This is a genomic window from Vibrio sp. 10N.247.311.13, assembly GCF_041467595.1.
Taxonomy (GTDB): domain Bacteria; phylum Pseudomonadota; class Gammaproteobacteria; order Enterobacterales; family Vibrionaceae; genus Vibrio; species Vibrio crassostreae_C.
The window spans coordinates 36,661-53,192 of record NZ_JBFSUX010000025.1; the positions used below are offsets into that span (position 1 = coordinate 36,661).

A 16,532-nucleotide genomic window follows, 5' to 3' on the forward strand; every position below is an offset into this window, starting at 1 on the left:
AATTAACCAAAAATATAAAAAATCACCGATAGGAAAAAATAAACTTTAAATCGGCAAAAATCATCCCAAATACGCCGTAATTACTGACCTAAGACCAGATACCATTGCGAGTGATATCACTAAAACAGCCTGGATATAGCCATCATACATGTGCTAGCAATACGCACGTATAACGGAATATAGGAGCAAGAATTTGTAGGATTTTGAATGTATACGTCGGGAGTTTTTCAGTTAACCGTCAGTGCCAGATGAATAATATGCATCCAATAGTGAAATAAAATTCACCTTATCAAGTTCATTAAGTTGATTAATTCCAGCCGCTGCTTTTCTTCCTCCGCCAGTCGCAAAACTTGAGCAAATTTCGTCTGCACCCGTTCTATTTGATAATGGCGCACGTAAGCTCACCGTGTAAGACTCGCCGTCTTGGTTTTTCGTTAATACTGCTTGCGCTCGGTTTGGATCTTGATTAACGATTTCATTACCAAATACGCCACTGATGCGCCTTGCCCACGTCTCACCTGGCAGTTCAAACACACGTGCGACTTCACTTTCATAAACAGGAGCAAGGTTTGATAACTGCTGGCGATCATTTTGATAAGCATCTCGTAGTCGATAAAACACAGAGTCTTTATCATCCAAAAGATCAAACGGATTCGGGTATTGATAAAGGGTTTTGTAGAGCTCAGCTGGCGTGAAATGCAAATCACTCAGTGACGAACCGTAACCGTTGTAGTTAACCAAGGTACCTAGCTCTTCTAGAAACTCTTTTTGAGATTGAGCGAATCCATTTTCATCCGCTAGCCGCGCCGCCACCGTTTTTAGATTGTCGCCAAAGGCAGCTGCGATTGCCCAAGCCACATGCGCACCATTCAGCTTCTGGTTAATCAGCAAGCTCGTGCAGCTCTCTGGCGCGGTATCAATCAGAGTATCTAAATGACTAGAAGTTGGGACATCCCCTGTTCGGTGGTGATCGCAATAAAATACATTGATGTTTGCGTCTAGCAGTGAGTGCAGTGCAGGCAGGTTTTTCTCCATCGATACATCTAAAACGGTAACGGAAGAAACATCACCTTGCTTACCCGGCTCCATAGTTTGAGTAACAACTTGAGAGACCAACTTAATATCACGCTTAACACCAGTAATGAGCACGCTCTCTCTTGGCTCACTTAATCGCAGTTGTAACAACGCGATTATGCCATCTGCGTCTCCGTTGAATACGTCGTAGTGCATGTTGTTCCTCTTCCTATAGATTTAACCGTTTGCCAGAAACGCGCCAATTCGTTTGTGTGTTCGATAGTCTGTCATTATTTTAGTTATATTTCACAGATACTTAAGTCTATTTTGGAATGCCTTATTCTCATTAGATTGAAAAGATAAACACATTAATAATATTGTATGACTTATGTCACAGTAAAAGAATACGAAAAGATTATAAAATAAGCGCCTCCCACTTAATGATAAAGAGACGAATGAACACTACCACCACTCTTGTTTATGACACTTTGAAAAGCCTTGCTGCTCACGCTCCTGAGCAACATGCCGAGATTCGCCAGCGTTTATATGAGCAGTTGAGCCTGCCATTTAACAAGCAGCTCTCGTTATACGCTAATGTGCTTGGTCCTATCAGCTCAGGTAAGTTAGCGGGATGCGACAATATTGATAAAGCGGTTGAACTGGCACTGGATGTGCTGGAAGGCCGAAATAAGTAGTCCCCCCTTTAATACGTAATATAACGGCCCAGATCTTCCCCCAGATCGGGCCGTTTTTTTATTCTCGTCATTTATCTATTTGAATTTCAGGCACAAAAAAGGCGTAGATGATCCACGCCTTTTGTTTTAGTAAGTTCTATGTTGTTTATGAAGTCTTGAACTGCGCGACCGCTTGGTCCATATCGTTCGCTTGCTCTGCTACCTTGTCCACTTCAACTAAGCAATGCTGCGCCGAAGCGTTATTGTCGTTCGAGATAGTGTTCAGCTCAGTAATTGAGTCACTCACTTGCGCCATTACTGCGCCCTGCTCTTCAATCGCTGAAGCAATACGTTCTGAATTACCTTGGATGCTTTCCATGTCGCTCAAGATAAGTTGCAAGCTCGCATCCAGCTCTTCCGAATCTTTCAGCGTTCGTTGACCTTGTTGATTACACTCGCCAATCTCTGCCATCGACGCCTGCATCTGGCTTTGAATTGCACTCACCACTGAAGTTATCTCTGTGGTCGATTGATGCGTTCTGCTTGCTAGTGCGCGTACTTCATCGGCAACTACCGCAAAGCCACGACCTTGTTCACCCGCACGTGCTGCTTCAATTGCTGCGTTCAATGCCAATAGGTTAGTTTGTTCTGCAATGCCTTGGATGATGTTTACTGCATCGCCGATCTGGTCAACATGATGGTTCAGTGAACTGATCGAATCTTGGCTGCTTGAAAGACGTTCAGACAACTGGGTGATGTTGCTGATGGTTTCAACCACCACTTCACGGCCTTTATCGGCATTCACTTTCGCTTGATGTACACCTTCAGCGGCAACCGATGTGCTTTCAGAGATCTCGCCAATGGTGAGTACCATCTCTTGAACTGACGTTGTCATTGTAGATGTGTGATTTGCTTGAACTTCAAACTGTTTGATTACTGACTCTAGCTCGTCATGCATGTTCGACGTACTTTGTGTCAGTTGCAGTGACTTAGATTGAGATGCCGCGATCAAGCCTTCCAGTTGATCAAGCAATTGGTTGAAGTATTGGCCTAAAGTGCTGAGTTCGTCTTTGCCATCAAGGTGCGAACGAATAGACACGTCGTTAGAATCAACGATGTTGCGAATCACCGAGAGTAATGACTCAATCTTGCCGATAATAGAACGGACAATTAACCAACTGAACAGAATGATCGACACGAGTAGCGTGACGCAAAGGATGTTGTTGATCAGCGATAGTTTGTCCATCTCTTGTTGGGTTTCTTGGTCCAATACCGCTGAGAACTCTTTAAATTGAGTTTCGATAGCATGAGAACCCGAGCGAGCTTGCCCAAGCAGACCTTCGTTGTGCTTCAAGCCAATCACTCGCTTCTGTTCAACCACTTGACGTGCAGCATCTATCAAAGCAGTTGAGCTTCCAACATTAGAAGTAATAGAAAGAACACTCGGATCGAACTCACCCTTTTCAATTAAGTCATTGAACAGGTAAAGCTCGATTTTTTGTTCAACACTGGCTGTCGCGCTGATGTTATCGAGCAAAACATGAAACTCGCCTAGCATGCCTTTGTCGCGTGCTAGCCCATAGACTTCGCTCGCTTTTACTAGGTTAACAAAGCTGGTGTGGTAAGTTTCGATGTCTTCACGTAGGTGTGTGCTGTTGGCTAAGCCTAAATCACTGAGCACTGTATCTAGCTCAGATTCAGACGCTAAGAATTTGTTGTAGTTTACGTCGAACTTGGCGAGGTACTTCATATCACTACGTAATAGGAAATCTTTCTCGTTACGGCGAAGATTGAGTAGTCGCACTTCAAGTTCTTTGGTGATTTGTTTGGCTTCGCTCATTTGAGCGGTGGTGTCTGCAAATTGCGATGTGGTAAACAACAATGAAATCATGCCGAAGATGGAGAACATCCCCAACGAATAGAGCTTTTTCTTTATATTCATATACGTGGCTCGTCTTTACTAAATTAACTATGAGTATCTAATTGATCGCATCGAAGCATGGAATACAACTCGTGTGACCTGGTTATTGTTATGGTTTTTGTATCAGTAATGAGCACTAAATCTAGCGACTGTTCAGCCCACCAGCAGTGACATTCTCAATGGTATTCAAACAGAGAATGAATCTTTTCACTAAAGATAAAAGCATCAATAACACAAATTGAATACATGTACATTAGTTGAATGATAAAAGTGAGAGACAGCTATTTGACGGAACATAAATGGCTTTAATGTCATGGTATACAAGGCATTGAATTAAAAGACTTTGACGCACATTTGGATGCATTATTTATGCATGACATTTTTTTGGCTCTCCAGAAGAGCACGAGCGAAGCGCAATAGTGGAGGTTTTGACTTGGTTTTTAAACAATGAATCCGTCTATTGATGATTGTACGGTAGAGCGTAAACGGTGAAAAAAATGGACCTACTCAATTCGAGTCAGGTCCATTTTTTGATTGTCTAGTCAATTGCTTTGCTACTAAAGAGTTAGGGTGCGAACTCAAGGCTGACTAAAACGCTTTCACCATCTTGGTTAGGCACTTCAATAACACCGCTTTCTCATCTTCTTCGATGTCTTGTGTTAGTCCACTAACCAAATTCAAGTGAAGCTGATTGTGGTGAACGTGTATCTTCTGCCCTTCATCCGTCAAGGCAACCACAATCGCACGACGATCTGTTGGGTGTTCATGGCGCTCAATCAATTCAGCTTTAACCAGCTTTTCTATTTGAACAGTAAGTGTACCCGTGGTGATGCCCAACTTTTCAGCGAGCTCTTTCATTCTTAACGCGCCATGCATACCAAGTACTTCAATGGTGTGTACTTGAGCCAGGGAGTAACCCGTCTCTTTGACAACAGACTGCTCCCACGAAGACATTTTATCGTAGAACTCAGTCAGTATTTGGTTAAGCTGTTCTATATTTCGCATGGTCGTTTGAATGCACTTCAAGAGTAAGATGATTAATCTTATCAAACTTGGCGAGCATTTGTTTATATTCAGAGACGGTTTTATCACTGTTTGATTCAAGAGTAATCGCTGCTGAATAGTGATGCCCACTCACCTTCCACATATGGAAATCGGTGACCGACGCATAAGGCGTTAAGGTTTTGGTCACTGAGTCACGATAATCTTGGTCGATATTCTCATCCAGCAGGATTGGGCTGGTTTGTTTCATAAGGTTCATCGTCCACTTAGCAATCACGAATGCGCCAACCATTCCCATTGCTGCATCTAACCAGTTCCAACCGTAAAACTTACCAAATAGCAGCGCAACAATCGCAAGCAGCGAAGTTAGAGTATCCGCCAACACATGCATGTAGGCTGCGCGTAGGTTGTGATCATGATGGTGTCCGTGATGCTCGCCATGTTTATGACCACGGTCGCTGTCGTGCTCATGGCTATGTGAATGACCGTGATTCTTACTATGATTGTGGCCATGCTCGTGTCCGTGATCATGATGGTGATCGCCAAGTAAAAACATACTCACCACATTCACAGTTAAACCAATACAAGCAACGATGATCGCTTCATTGAACTGAATCGCTTGTGGGTTAAACAAACGATGTACTGATTCCACCAGCATCAACAATGCCACAATCCCCAATGCAATCGCGCTGGTGTAGCCCCCTAACACGCTGACTTTGCCAGTACCGAAAGAGAAACGTTCGCTCTCGGCATGTTTCTTCGCATAACGGTATGCAAATAAGGTGATACCAAACGCTGCGGCGTGCGTCCCCATGTGCCAACCATCGGCAAGTAACGCCATAGAGCCGTAAATAGTACCGGCAACGATCTCGACAATCATGGTGATGACGGTCAATAACAGAACATAGAATGTGCGTTTCTCACCTTGGCTGTTATGTGAAGAAAAGTTGTGTTGGTGACGTGTTGGAAAACTCAAAATGGCGTCCTTAGCTCGTGTGTTCAATGTTAGGAGTCGTTACTGATTAATCTTGCTCAGAAAAGTGCTTTGACTTACAAGTAGTTTGATTGTCAAATCAATAAGTGGAATTTAGTTTGATTATCAAACATTGTCAACGATGAATTTTAAGGCTCTGATTTGGGAGAGTAATAATTTATAGGGCGATCTAATTAGCTCGACTGCCTATTAGGTGGAGAAACAGCTGCGCTTTGCAGACACAAAAAAGCCCACACGAGGTGGGCTACTAACATCAGAAGGAGTTATTGGTTTTGCAACAGAGTAATCTCATCATTCACCCAACCTAACAACTGCTTGGTGGCTTTCGACAACACTTGGTTCTGCCGAACAATATAACCGAGGCTGGTGCTCGAGAAGTTGGTCAACGGTGTCACTTTCGAATGCAGATACTGCTTGGTGGATACCGCAAACTCAGGCACGATAGCCACACCAAATCCGGCTTCTGCCCAGTCGATTTGAGCATCGACACTCCCTACTTCCATCACCCTATAATTAGGTAGATTAAGGCTTGGTAAACCTTCATCAATAAAGTCACGCGTTCTCGTATCATGACCTAGTAGAATCAAAGTGAGCTCTGCATCAGAGTCTCGGATATCAAACCCATCGCCAAGCGCACACCAAGAAAGATCTTGCAGCTTAGTGAAATACAAAGACTCGTTGTGCTGCTCTTTGGCGATAACAAAACCAATATCCGCTTGAGCATTTTTAACTAAATTCGATGCCTGAGATGACGTGGTATTCAAGAGCGTAAGGTCAATACCGGGATACTGCGCTTTGAACTTCTGGAACGGACGAATTAGCAAAAATCGAGAAATGATGTCACTTACGGCAATGGTTAACGTCCCTATTTTAAGGTCGTTAATGGCATTGAGATCGGCCTGACAAATCTGCAGTTCGAGTAGCGTTCTTTGGCTTGTTTCCAATAGCCGTTCACCCGCTTGAGTCAATTGAAAAGGGCTTCTCTCTATCAACTTTATGCGTGTTTGTTGTTCCAGTTGTTTTAGGTGCAAACTCACATTGGGTTGTGTCATGTGCAGTGCATTGGCCGCTTTCCCAAAATGCTTGTACTCCGCAAGCGTCACAAACGTCTTCAACAAATTAATATCGAGCATCATGTCCTCTCTCTCGTGTCACTAATATCATTCCCTAAAAGTAAAGAATGCCCCATCGTCATTCCCTACAGTGAGGAACGAACGTGATAGGGAATCTCGTTTGTAGCTTAAGACTTTAAGTGTATATGAAATCCTTATCAAGATAATAAAGATAATTAATTTCTCTTATCCACCTTGTAGGCCTAACATGATTCCTCAATCAGTTAGGAGAAAAATTATGCCATCTATCGTTGTTGTGGGCGCAAACTGGGGTGATGAAGGCAAAGGCCGCATCGTCGATTTTTTAGCAGACCAAGCTTCTGCTAGCATTCGTTTCCAAGGCGGAAACAATGCAGGTCATACTGTGGTAAATGACTTCGGTACATTCAAACTGCACCAACTACCTAGTGGTATTTTTAATCCTAATTGTACGGCGGTTCTTGGCCCTGGCATGGTGATCAGCCCTGCTGCGCTAACTGAAGAGATTGCAGAAGTTCAAGAGGCTGGCATCAAAGTGAAAATGGCGATCTCAGATCGTGCGACACTGTGTCTCCCTTTACATGCTCTTGAAGATACGCTTGAAGAAGAGCGTTTGGGCGATGGCGCTTACGGCTCTACACGTCAAGGCATTGCACCAGCGTACGGCGATCGTGTAATGAAGAAAGGCATTCTTGTCGGTTGGCTGAATCAACCTGAAATTTTAGAGCAGCGTATTCAATTCCTACTTGATTGGAAGATGCCTCAGCTTAAAGCGCTCTACCCTCAATGTGACTTCTCCCAGACTGCTTCTGAAATGACAGAATGGCTACTTGAAGTAACTAAAGCGTGGCGCCCGTTCATCTGCAACGTAACTGAGCCGCTTAAAGCGCTGCAATCACAAGACGCAAACCTACTGTTTGAAGCTCAGTTAGGCGCAGGTCGCGACCTTGTCTACGGTGAATACCCTTGGACAACATCTTCGAATGTAACCGCAGCTTATGCTGGCATTGGTAGCGGTTTACCTGCCCTTCGCCCTGAGCGTATTATTGCCGTTGCTAAATCATTCAGCTCGTCTGTTGGTACTGGTACCCTAGTAACTGCAATGGAAGAACAAGACAGCTTCCGCGAAAGCTCTAACGAATACGGTGCAACCACGGGTCGCCCACGTGATATGGGTTACTTTGATGCAGTGGCAACTCGCAACGGTGTTGACCTGCAAGCTGCAACGGAAATCGCACTGACTAAGATTGATTGCCTGTCTGGTTTGTCTGAACTTAAGATCTGTACTGCTTACTCTGGTGAGCACACTGAGAACCCGATTTGGCCACAAACGGCTGAGCTAAAACCTGTATATGAAGATATGGCAGGCTGGGATGAAGACATCACGGGTTGCCGCACGTTTGAGAGCCTTCCTCAAGCAGCACAAGATTACGTTACTCGTATCGAAGAGCTGATGGGTGTGCCAATCGTGATGGTATCGGTAGGTCCAGAGCGCGAGCAAATGATCATTCGAGGTTAGATCTCTATTCGAGTATTTCAGCTAAAGTGATTGTTTTAGCTGAAATACTCATTGATAAAATCAAATGTCATCAAATTTAAAGCGACTACACATTCTTCTTATAATTCTCAGCCTGCTCTAGCACGCCTTTGTAAACATCATCATTGGCAACTGGTGGGAAGCCGTATTTGTGTAGCAGTAAGATTAAATCCACTTTCAACTTGGCTTTGATGTCATCGCGCCCTGCCCAGTCTGGATATTGGGCGACATTGTCTACGGTAGTTTTCATCTCCTTCGCCAGTTCGAGCATCTTGTCATCGTCGTAAGTGAAATCGTATTTCTTGCGCATGTGATTCAAGATATCGAGGAACGCTTTCTCTTCTAGGTCGATACCTAGGTCTTCAAACGAGCCCATTTCTTTCACGATATCAAAGATAATGTCCGTCATTTCTTGAGAGAAGGTATCGAACTCCTCGCCATTCAACACATCATTTTCACGACGTTCGTTGTATTGCTCCACCAGCGATTGGAAGCGCTTAGAGAAGTTCATGCCTTGCAGCTGGTTGACCTTTTTAAAATCACTTATCGCCTTCTCTAACAGCTTTTGAAGCAACTGAATCTTGGTGTTTGGCAGCTTAATCTTGTTGATACGAGCTAGGTAATCTTCGTCAAAAATATCGATAGCTTCGGCGTGCTCATCACCAATCGTAAAGATCTCTTCTACTCCATCGGCACGAAGTGCTTCTGCCACTAACTCACGAACACGTCTATTCATTTGTGCCGTGTCTGGTGCATCACCTTTGGTTAGCTTAAAGATGATAGAGCGCACTGCGATATAGAAGTGAATTTGGTCACGCTCTTGCTGAGATAACAATTCACTACCACAGCAAACATCATAAGCCGCCTTCATACGGCCCACTAAAGCCATGAATCGGGTTTCGCCTTTCTTGGTTTGAAGGATGTATTCTGCCGACTGATTAAGGCACTCTAGCTGCTTACACGGCTCTCCTGTGTAATAACCGGACGTATCGAACTTGTGGAACATCTGCCTTAACAGATCGAGATGGTTCTTCACCTCAATGACAGAAAAACGAATATCTTCAAAGTTAGTCTCATCAGCCTTTGAATACATTGCTAAGGCTTGATTCATTCGCGACTTGATACCAATGTAATCGACAACCAGCCCTTTCGCCTTGCCTTCAAACTTACGGTTAACACGTGAGATGGTTTGAATCAGGTTGTGTTTCTGCAACGGCTTATCGATGTAGATAGTATCCAATTCAGGAACGTCAAAACCTGTTAGCCACATGTCGACTACAATGGCTATTTTGAAATTCGACTTAGGACTCTTAAACTGCTGGTCGAGCGATTTTCGATATTCCTTTGTCCCTAGCAGGCTGTACTGATCAGGGTCATCGTCTTTACCGCGCGTCATCACCATTTGCACCATCGCAAGTGGCTTTAACTCTTCTTTCTCTTTATCAGTCAGCTCGACGCCATCAATTGATAGCTTTTCCTCAAACCATTCTGGCCTTAAGATTTTGACTTGCTTATAAAAATCAAACGCGATTTCACGACTCGCACAGACAAACATCGCCTTGCCCTTTATCGTAGAACCTTCTTTAACTCGCCCTTCATAATGTTCAACAAAGTCTTTCGCCAAAGCTTCAATACGGTCAGGGTCGCCAAGAATCGCGTTCATATTGGCAGTAGCTTTCTTACTCTCTTCTATCTGATGTTCATTGGTGCCAGCTTCTGCGCACGCTTGGTAGTATTTCTCTACCTCTTCAAGCTTGCTGTTATCAAGAATGACTTTGGCTGCTCGGCCTTCATAAACAATACGAACCGTAATTTCATCATTAACCGATTCTGTCATGGTGTAGCTGTCTACTGCATCACCAAATACATCAAGGGTGGCATCTATCGGCGTTCCGGTGAAACCAACGTAAGTCGCGCTTGGCAGAGAGTCGTGTAGATACTTAGCAAAGCCGTATGTCTCTTTCACATCGACGGCTACACCATCTTGATATTTGATCACCACTTTCTTATCGAGGTTGACCTGTGAACGGTGCGCTTCATCAGAAATACAGATGATGTTTGTACGCTCTGAAAGCAATTCGATGTCTTCGGTGAACTTATGAATGGTAGTCAGGAACACACCACCACTCTTGATGCCTTGTAGCTTATCTCTTAAATCTTGACGGCTTTTAACTGGCACCACCATCTCATCACCAATGTAATCAGAGGCATTACAGAACTGTTTAGAAAGCTGGTCATCGAGATCGTTGCGGTCGGTAATAAGTACAATGGTCGGGCTTTCAAAATCGATGCTTTTCATCAATAGGCGAGATAGAAACTGCATGGTAAAGCTCTTACCACACCCTGTTGCACCAAAGTAAGTACCGCCTTTACCACTACCGTATGGCTTACGTTCTTTGTCGATGTTGTAGTAAAGCTTACGCGCTGCGTAGTACTGCGGGTAACGGCAACAGATTTTTATCTCTTTCTTTGAAGTATCAGGGAAGAAGACAAAGTTCTTCACCACATCAAGTAATCTGGTTTGGTTAAATAACCCAGCAATCATGGTATAGAGAGAGTTAATACCCTCTTTTTCGGTAGACTCATTACCCGTTACTTTGCGCCATGCGTAGAAGAACTCATACGGCGCAAACAGGTTACCCATTTTGTTGTTCACACCATCACTGATGATGCACATCGCGTTGTAGACGAACAGCTTGGGAATATCACGGCGATAACGAACGCAAATTTGCTTCCATGCATCAAAGATGGTCGCGTCTTTCTCTCGCACGGCACTTTTGAATTCAAACACCACCAGCGGTAAGCCGTTCACATAAAGGATGCCATCAGGGATTCGAACTTGTTCATCGACACCTTCAATCTCTAGCTGGTTAACGATTTTATAGATATTGGTATCAGTCGGGTCTAGGCGATATGTTTCTAAGTAACTAACATTACCCTCTGCAACTTCTCTATCAGTATTATCTGATTTAGATTTATTCTCTAGCAACGGGACAAACATCAAGCGTAAGGCTTGTGCCAAATGTCTTGTGTCGATTAACTCAATATAGAGGTCTTTCTTTGAGCGATCTTCACGCTTAAACAGAAAGCCATTGGTTAGCCATTGGCAGAAGGTTTTATTGCTATGGTATAAATCACTGGCAGGCAACGTTGAGATCATACGAACAATGGTGTCAATTTCGCTCTCGGTTATAGCATCGCCTCGGTACTGCTTGGCAAGGTAGCGGCGTAAGTCATCTAAGATGAGTACTTGTTCTTTGTCTTCACGCGCTATTTGTTCACCCACTACGTGTGGGTAGCCTTGCTCACCCAATAGCTCAATAATGGCCTGTTCGAGTTTGGCTTCAGTAAATTTTAAGCTCATCGCCTTTTCCTACTGCTGTTTGACGTTGTTTGTTGTTTTCTAAATTGAGTTATTTAAATTTGTTTTGTAGTAACTCAGTTTCGGGCTTTGTTCCATTTTCTCAACACCGCAGATCTTGTCACCTCCGCAGAATCAGATATGTTTTGAATAATATTTCTGAATTAAAGCGAACATATTACGCTTACGCTTGTACGTGGTAGCGAGTTGCGCCACCTGACTATAAAATGTCGCCAATTGAGTAGGATGCGATTTCAGCATATTCTCTAAACGTCGAAGTAACTCTAAAGCTTGATCGTAAGCCGTATTATTGGTCTGTTCGATATAAGATGAGACTGCTCGCAGATAATAATCCAGCGTATTTTCAGGTTTATCATCCACAATATGATCGGCAAGCGAAATAAGTCCTTGTATTGATATTTTATGTTCGGCAACCCATTCGCACGCTTTGTCTAATTGCTGGTTATCGATATAGAACAGAACCAAGGCATCCGTACGATCAGAAGCTTGATTATAGCGGTCTGGTTGTTGATAGGCATTGGCAAGTAGCAGTTCAGTGCGGGAGAAAAATTCAACATCATCAATTTGGTAATTGGCTTTAAACTTCGCTAACTGTTGATAATATTGAAAGCTTGGTGATTGTTCTAACAAACGGTTAGCTAATACCCATGCAGAATGGATTTCACCTAGTTCAACATAAAGACGGAATTGAGCTTGTTCGCACGCACGAAGTTCATAATCACTCGCCATTTTTTTCGCCTTAGCTAACCAAAACTCAGCTTCTAACGGCTCTTGCTCATCAATGAACATATCAACAACTTCAAGATAATCTCGACACGTTCGTGCTATTTTTTGTTTAATTTCCGCCACTTCACGCCAATCGGAGCTGTGTTTCATTAACGGAACTGCCCATGAGCGTAAGTTCCAGCTACTCTCATCTTGCGATGCTTGATCTATCGCTTGGCGGCATAAGGTTAGAAAGTGGGTGTTAGATTGCCAAATCGCTCCAAAACTCTCTTCAATCGAAGGAAATACGTCAAATTCGTAATGGGTCAAACGCTCAAACATCCACTGCGCTTTCTCTTGCTCACTCCAATTAAGCTTTGCCAGCGTCTTTGGCATGTGTTCGTTAATCATGCTTTCAATGCCATAACGATCGCCATTGGAGTCATCAATTTGCTCTAGCACCTTATTCAACCGTTCAACAAGGTAGTTGATTAATTTCCATTGATGATCGGCGTTAAGGCTTTGCATTGATTCAATGATCATGTTCAATTGAATTTCTGCTGAGTTGAAATAATCATGGCTTTCTCGCCAATCCCAGAGCTGTTCTCGCGGTAAGGCTTGGGTAACCAACTTTTTCAGCTCGCCATATACGGCTGGCTTTTCGCGTATTTCAATTTTTGTCAGCAGTGCATTCCATGTGTACTCATCTTCTTCTAGGTATTCGAGTAGCATCTCTACCATGGCCTCTTCACCAAGGCTTTGCAGGTGATTTTTTATGGTATCTCGTTCACTACTTTGGTTTAAAGCTTGTTCTTGGTCTTGTAGGCAAAGGGCAACCGCCACGCCGTGCTTGCACAACATTTGATATTGCGCCGCAGGGCAAGTACAAGTGCCAACCAGATCGCCAGTGAAATCGAGGCTCACTTGATAATTGAGGCTGCCTTTGACCTGTGCGGTCGCGGTGTTGCCAACAAGGTTAAGCTTGCGTACTGCACCACTGCGTGAAAGCAAGATGCCTTTTTGCAAAGTGCTTGTTTCACACAGTGTCGTCAATTCAGAAATGTCGATTTCACAAGTATTAGTTGCGTTCATTATATTATGGTTCCACCTACGCTTTGCTTTGTTCTATTTCGGATTCATCTAATTCCCACCTTCGTTATCTCAGAACCGAGGCGCGAGGTATCTGAGATCTCGCTTTTCACCACCGTCAAAAACGAGATTCCTGATAAGTTCGTCCCTCACTTTCTGGAATGACGAAAGGTTACTCTGCCAGCGCCTTAGCTTGTTCTACTGGCAGGTTCTCTAAATCGATTTCGCCGGAAAGCAATTTAGGTAGAAGCGTGTCACGCAAAGACTCCAAGCTTGCATTTTGTGCATTATTGGTATCAACCTTTGACTGGAAAGACTGCATCATTTCTTCAAACTTTTTGAGTACAGGCTCACTAGGCGTAATCACATCGAGACGATATGCATTGTTTCGATTCAAACCCGGCACGGCAGCATCCGTGTTCATGTCTTTCAACCCAAGATTTTGCAATACTAAGTGACAGTATTTCAGTGAATAACCTGTTTTCGGTTTAACGTAGAAGACTGTATCAATTGGGTAAAATGCTTTTGGTTCCCAGTACACCGAACCAACAGTACCTTTACGGCCAACAATGATTCCGGGACCTTCAATGAGGCTTTGATTATGGTATCCCGTTAGTCCTCCTGAACCATATACTGGGACATCGCCAGCAACGCGATCAGTTTTCTTAAGAGCTTTACCGTAGGCTAATTCAAGTACCTCTTTGAGCTGCTTAGGTTCCCAACCTTCAGGAATTAAACCTAGCTCAGACTCAACTAGCTTTTCTGGGAAAAGCGAGGCAGTGACAGCATCCATCCCTTTTGGCTGTTCGCCATTCATCTTGGCTTTAACCGGATCAAAATCGACAAACCATGACTTGAAAATGGCTTGCGCCATTTGCTCTAAGGTTTGGTTGATTTGGTTGTTGAGAGTGATTTTGGAATTTAGTGCACCGAGATGCCCTATTATTTCTTTCTGTATCTCAATACTTGGTAGCTCGATTTGAATACTCTTCAAATAAGCTAGGTTAATTTTGGGAACCCCTGTACTTTCAGAGTCTTTGATTAACTTTAGAATGGTCTTCTTCGAGGATACGCAAAAGTAAACATACTCAGGAATGGCTTTAGTTGGGTCAACACGTAATCTCATCTGATTGGACGAAAGCAAATACCGGTCAAATTTATGCTCACTAGTTATCAAACCCGTCTGACCAAGTGTTCCCTTCTTCGTAAAAACAATATCCCCTGCTTTGCATTCACTTCGAGACAATTTGTCAAACGTACTATCAGATACATAAACAAAACCATCATCTTTAAATTCTCCGAGTCCAACCGACAAATTGCTTCCTCTCACTACAGGAATTCCTACGTCTTGATAACAAGATGCAGGAAGGTTAGAGCCAAAGGGACCGTCTACAGCACCGTCTCGACCTAGAGCTATATCACCTAATGTAGTAGCTACCCACTCACTCCCCATAACCTAACACCTCTAAGTTCTGGCGAATCGATTTATCCAACTCTTGAGATTGATTCATTTGGCTGTATAGGGTTTGTGAAAGCTCGCTCATCTTGGTTTCAAACGGAATGCCATCATCTTCAACTTCCGCAGCGCCTACATAGCGCCCTGGAGTCAGTACAAAATCATTAGCCTTGATATCAGCAATGGTTGCGGATTTGCTAAAGCCTGCTTGGTCTTCATACTTCTCGACTTTGCCGTCGCCACGCTCAATACGCGCTTTAAGTTCTGCTTCATCACAACGCCAAGCATGGTAAGTGTCGGCAATCAGCGCGATATCGTCTTTGGTCAGTTCTTTATTGGTGCGACTAATCATGGTGCCCATTTCACGGGCATCAATAAACAAAGTCTCTTTTTGGCGGTTACGGAAACCTTTGGTGGTGTTCTCGGTTTTGTCTTTTGTGATAAACCAGATACACACAGGGATTTGCGTCGTGAAGAACAGCTGCCCCGGCAGAGCAATCATACATTCAACGCGATCGTTCTCGATTAGCTGCTGGCGGATCTCACCTTCGCCGGACGTGTTTGAACTCATAGAGCCGTTCGCCAGAACAAAACCAGCAGTGCCTGTTTCACTTAGCTTAGAGAGCATGTGCAAAATCCAACCGTAGTTGGCATTGCCTGTTGGCGGTGTGCGATAGCCAGCAAAGCGCGCATCGTCGGTTAGCTCGGCTTCGTTACGCCAACCTTTAAGGTTAAACGGTGGATTCGCCATGATGTAATCGGCTTTTAAGTCTTTATGCTGGTCAGCAAAGAAGGTATCGGCTGCACGCTCACCCAAATTGCCCGATAAACCGCGAATGGCTAAGTTCATCTTCGCCAGTTTATAAGTAGTGGAGGTCAGCTCTTGGCCATAGATAGCGATGTCTTTGGTGCGCCCTTCGTGCTCTTTAATGAATTTTAAAGACTGAACAAACATACCGCCGGAGCCACAAGCCGGATCGTATATTTTGCCTTGGAAAGGCTCTAGCATTTCAGCTAATAGTGTTACCACTGACTTAGGCGTATAGAACTCGCCCCCGCCTTTGCCTTCGGTTGCTGCAAACTTACCTAGGAAGTATTCGTAAACACGACCGACTAAATCTTCTTCGCTCATGTCGCATTCGTTCGCCAGCGTGTCGATGTTTTCAATGCTGTCGATAAGTGACGCCAGCTTTTTCACTTCCAAACCTTGGCGCGAGAAGTAGTTGTCTGGCAGGGCGTCTTTTAAGCTAGGGTTGTTTTTTTCGATAGTCGATAAAGCGGTATCGATGATGATAGCGATATCATCTTGCTTAGCGCGCGCTTTAACAAATGACCAACGCGCATCTTCTGGTAAAAAGAAGATGTTGTCTTATTGGTAGAACTCTTTCATCTCAACAAAAGCGTCTTGCCCGTCGTCTATCATCTTCTGACGGCGTGCTTCAAACTTGTCGCTGATGAACTTTAAGAACACAAGGCTTAATACCACGTGTTTGTATTCAGATGACTCAACACTGCCACGCAGCTGATTAGCGGTATCCCAAAGGGTCTCTTCAAAGCCTTTGGTCGCTTTCTTAGCTTTTGATACGGGCTTAGCTTTTGAGGCGGGTTTCTTGTTAGCGGGTGCTTTTGCCATGTTGTTAATTACTCGAATAATGTAGGACTCTGCT

At 43.9% G+C, this 16,532-nt stretch carries 10 protein-coding genes and 1 pseudogene; 2 read left to right on the plus strand and 9 right to left on the minus strand.

Features of this window, described 5'->3' with window-relative positions:
* Window positions 1-231: 231 nt before the first annotated feature.
* The gene (locus AB6E52_RS12515) at window positions 232-1,230 is read right to left on the minus strand and encodes an acetyltransferase (protein WP_102321015.1); all 999 of its coding nucleotides are present in this window, start codon (window positions 1,228-1,230) and stop codon (window positions 232-234) included.
* Window positions 1,231-1,469: 239 nt separating this feature from the next.
* Here AB6E52_RS12515 and AB6E52_RS12520 point away from each other — a divergent pair, with 239 nt between their 5' ends.
* Window positions 1,470-1,709, plus strand: a complete 240-nt coding sequence (locus AB6E52_RS12520) for a PAS factor family protein (protein WP_004733935.1) — start codon at window positions 1,470-1,472, stop codon at window positions 1,707-1,709.
* A gap of 145 nt (window positions 1,710-1,854) precedes the next feature.
* Here the strand turns inward: AB6E52_RS12520 and AB6E52_RS12525 are convergent, their stop codons facing one another.
* The 4 genes from AB6E52_RS12525 to AB6E52_RS12540 form a co-directional block, all read right to left on the minus strand.
* A complete protein-coding gene (locus AB6E52_RS12525; RefSeq protein WP_102321031.1) occupies window positions 1,855-3,579 on the minus strand; it encodes a methyl-accepting chemotaxis protein in 1,725 nt (574 codons plus the stop codon).
* Between the two features lie 618 nt (window positions 3,580-4,197).
* A complete protein-coding gene (locus tag AB6E52_RS12530; RefSeq protein WP_004733937.1) occupies window positions 4,198-4,614 on the minus strand; it encodes a MarR family winged helix-turn-helix transcriptional regulator in 417 nt (138 codons plus the stop codon).
* Window positions 4,592-5,587, minus strand: coding sequence for a CDF family Co(II)/Ni(II) efflux transporter DmeF (dmeF, locus tag AB6E52_RS12535; protein WP_102321016.1), 996 nt, complete (start codon window positions 5,585-5,587; stop codon window positions 4,592-4,594). The genes AB6E52_RS12530 and dmeF overlap by 23 nt, the downstream gene beginning before the upstream one ends.
* Window positions 5,588-5,868: 281 nt before the next feature.
* Complete coding sequence (locus tag AB6E52_RS12540; RefSeq protein WP_102321017.1) at window positions 5,869-6,741, minus strand: LysR family transcriptional regulator; 873 nt, start codon at window positions 6,739-6,741, stop codon at window positions 5,869-5,871.
* Between the two features lie 214 nt (window positions 6,742-6,955).
* Here AB6E52_RS12540 and AB6E52_RS12545 point away from each other — a divergent pair, with 214 nt between their 5' ends.
* Window positions 6,956-8,215, plus strand: a complete 1,260-nt coding sequence (locus AB6E52_RS12545; RefSeq protein WP_017068304.1) for an adenylosuccinate synthase — start codon at window positions 6,956-6,958, stop codon at window positions 8,213-8,215.
* A gap of 85 nt (window positions 8,216-8,300) precedes the next feature.
* Here the strand turns inward: AB6E52_RS12545 and AB6E52_RS12550 are convergent, their stop codons facing one another.
* The 4 genes and pseudogenes from AB6E52_RS12550 to AB6E52_RS12565 form a co-directional block, all read right to left on the minus strand.
* Window positions 8,301-11,597, minus strand: a complete 3,297-nt coding sequence (locus AB6E52_RS12550) for a type I restriction endonuclease subunit R (RefSeq protein WP_102321018.1) — start codon at window positions 11,595-11,597, stop codon at window positions 8,301-8,303.
* A gap of 132 nt (window positions 11,598-11,729) precedes the next feature.
* Window positions 11,730-13,412, minus strand: a complete 1,683-nt coding sequence (locus tag AB6E52_RS12555; RefSeq protein WP_102321019.1) for an SWIM zinc finger domain-containing protein — start codon at window positions 13,410-13,412, stop codon at window positions 11,730-11,732.
* Window positions 13,413-13,581: 169 nt separating this feature from the next.
* Window positions 13,582-14,862, minus strand: coding sequence for a restriction endonuclease subunit S (locus AB6E52_RS12560; protein WP_102321020.1), 1,281 nt, complete (start codon window positions 14,860-14,862; stop codon window positions 13,582-13,584).
* Window positions 14,852-16,498, minus strand: a pseudogene (locus tag AB6E52_RS12565) (N-6 DNA methylase). The gene AB6E52_RS12560 and the pseudogene AB6E52_RS12565 overlap by 11 nt, the downstream one beginning before the upstream one ends.
* Between the last annotated feature and the right edge of the window lie 34 nt (window positions 16,499-16,532).